This window comes from Metallibacterium sp. (assembly GCF_054637675.1).
Genome location: NZ_JBTSRB010000112.1, coordinates 1 through 2788 on the forward strand (window position 1 = coordinate 1; position 2788 = coordinate 2788).

2 protein-coding genes are annotated in these 2788 nt (G+C 69.4%); both read left to right on the forward strand.

Features of this window, described 5'->3' with window-relative positions:
* On the forward strand, positions 1-1130 hold a 1130-nt coding region (locus tag ACYDAT_RS16070), incomplete at its 5' end, for a murein hydrolase activator EnvC family protein (protein WP_461451448.1).
* A 190-nt stretch (positions 1131-1320) separates the two neighbouring features.
* Positions 1321-2658 (forward strand): S41 family peptidase, encoded by a 1338-nt coding sequence (locus ACYDAT_RS16075; protein ID WP_461439302.1) that lies wholly within the window; start codon positions 1321-1323, stop codon positions 2656-2658.
* Positions 2659-2788: the final 130 nt, after the last annotated feature.

Sequence of the window (2788 nt, forward strand, 5' to 3'; positions counted from 1 at the left end):
TCGTCGCCCTTGCCCTGCTGTTGTTCGCGCCGTTGACGCTGGCCATGACGCAGAACGCGCCGCCCGGCGATGCCGCGCGCAAGCAGCAGGAGGCCACGGCCAACGCCAAGCTTGATCGGGTCAAGCGGCAAATCGTTGCGCTGGCCGCGGCGCAGAAGCAAACCGCCACGCAGCGCGATGTACTGGATGGCGAGATCGCGCAGGCCTCGCAGGCGCTGGCCAAGGCGGCCACGCAACGCGAGCAGGCCGCGGCAGCACTGCGGGCCAGTGAGCAAAAACTCGTTGCGCTGCAAGCTGCCGTGAGCACGCAGCAGGCGCGTCTGGCGCAACAGCGCGAGGCGCTGGGCGCGCTGCTGCGCGCGGCCTACGCACTGGGGCCGGATTCCGATCTGCGCGTGCTGCTGGGTGATGCCGATCTGGCGCATCTGACGCGCGCGCTGGCCTACTCGCAGTATTTCCAGCGCCAGCGTCTGGCGCAAATCCAGTCGCTGCTGGCGACGCTCAAGCAATTGCATGCGCAGCAAGCGGCGCTGGCGGCGCAGCAACGGCAGCTCGCGCAGGCGCAAAACGCGGCGCAAGCCAGCGAGCTGGCGCAGCGCGATGCGCGCGGCAAACTGCAAGGCCTGCGCGCGCAGGCGGCGGCGCGCTACCGCGATCAGGGCGACAAACTCGCCGCGCTGGCGCAGCAGAAGCGCGACTTGCAAAGCCTGCTGGCGCGGCTGCGCGACATCTTCGCGGACATCCCCAAGCAGTTGCCCGGCAATGTGCCATTCGCGCAACTCAAGGGTCATCTGCCGTGGCCGCTGACGGGCAGCGCGCGCGCCTGGCAGGGCGGGTTGCTGATCGCGCCCGGCACGCACAGCAAGGTGCACGCAGTGGCCAATGGTCGCGTCGCCTATGCCGATTGGCTGCGCGGCTTCGGCATGCTGGTGGTGGTCGATCAGGGCGACGGCTGGATCACGCTGTACGGCAACAACGAAAGCCTGCTGGTACAGGTCGGTGACTGGGTGAGTCCGGGGCAGGTGATCGCCACCGCCGGCACGCCGGCGGCGGGTTTCGATGGCGTGTACTTCGCGCTGCGCCACGCCGGCCAGCCGGTGGACCCGCGCACGTGGCTGACGCCGCGCTGAGAGCCCGCATGGCCGTGGCGCATAGCGGGGCTGACTGGCGTCTCTGGCCATTGGCGCACCCGACCTGTACTGCCGCAGGCATGGCGCAGGAACTGGCACTGCTTGGGCGTGGGCGTGCTGCACTGGGCGATTGATGCGCCATGGCGCGCGCACGGCACGGGCATAATGCCGGCAGTTGCCGGAGTCCGCGATGCGCCGCCTGCTGATCGTTCTTGCTTTTCTGCTGCCGGGCGCTTGCGCCGCGGCCGATGCCGTATCACCCGCGCCAGCAAGCACCACCGCCGCGCCTGCCGCCGCGAGCTCGGCGCAAGCCGCGAATGCCGGACCGGATCTCAAGGACATCGCCACCTTCACCCGTGTGTTCGAGATCATCAAGCAGGCCTACGTCGATCCGGTGAGCGATCACGCGCTGATGCAGTCGGCGTTGCGCGGCATGCTGTCCGGGCTCGATCCGCACAGCGAATTCCTCGACGCCAAGGCGCTGCACCAGCTCGACGAGGACACCAGCGGTGAATACGCCGGACTGGGCATCGAGGTGGCCGAGGTCAAGGGCACGCTGCGCATCATCGCGCCGATCGACGGCACGCCCGCGCAAAAGGCCGGCATCCGCGCCGGCGACATCATTCTCGGCATCGACGGCAAGGCCATCGATCCGGACGCGCTGGATGCCGCGCTGGATGCGCTGCGCGGCAAGCCCGGCAGCGTGATCACACTGACCATCCTGCACGCCGACGCCAGCCAGCCAATCAACCTGCGTCTGGTGCGTGAAACCATCCAGGTGCCCAGCGTGCGCTCGCGCCTGCTGGCGCCGGGTTTTGCCTATGTGCGTGTCAGCCAGTTCCAGGCCGATACCACCAGCGAACTGCAGCGCCAGATCGATGCGCTGCAACGCAAGGACGGCCCGCTCAAGGGCGCGGTGCTGGACTTGCGCTCGAATCCCGGCGGGCTGGTCACCGCGGCGGTGGCGGTGGCCGACGATTTTCTCGATTCCGGCGTGATCGTCAGCACGCGCGGGCGTCTGCCGCAGTCCGACACGATTTTCCGTGCCACGCCCGGCGATCTGCTGCACGGCGCGCCGCTGGTGGTGCTGATCGACGGCGGTACCGCCTCCGCCGCCGAGATCGTCGCCGGCGCGCTGAAGGACAATCACCGCGCCGTGCTCATGGGCCGGCGCAGCTTCGGCAAAGGCTCGGTGCAAAGCGTGCTGCCGCTGCCCGACGGCGACGCGGTGAAGCTGACCACGGCGCGCTACTACACGCCCGATGGCGACTCCATCCAGGCGCGTGGCATAACGCCTGACATCGAACTGGCCGACAACCTGCAAGTCAGCGTCAGCAAGTCGCCCGAGCTGAGCAGCCGTGAGGCCGACCTGCCCGGGCATCTCGGCGGCAACGGCGGCGTGGCCGCCAGCAGCGGCGGCACGGGCGCGCTGGCTGCCGAGGACTGGTGGCTGGATCAGGCCCTGCACGTGCTGCAGGCGCTGGCGGCGACGCGCACGCTGCCGGCTCCGGCCACATCCGTGCGTTGAAGCGCCCTCAGCGCGAGTCTTCGTCCTGGTGCTGCGTGGCGCGCTTGGCCTTCTGCCGCACCAGCATGGCGGCGACCAGCACGCCGGCCTCGTAGAGCAGCACCATGGGCACCGCCAGCAGGGTCATCGA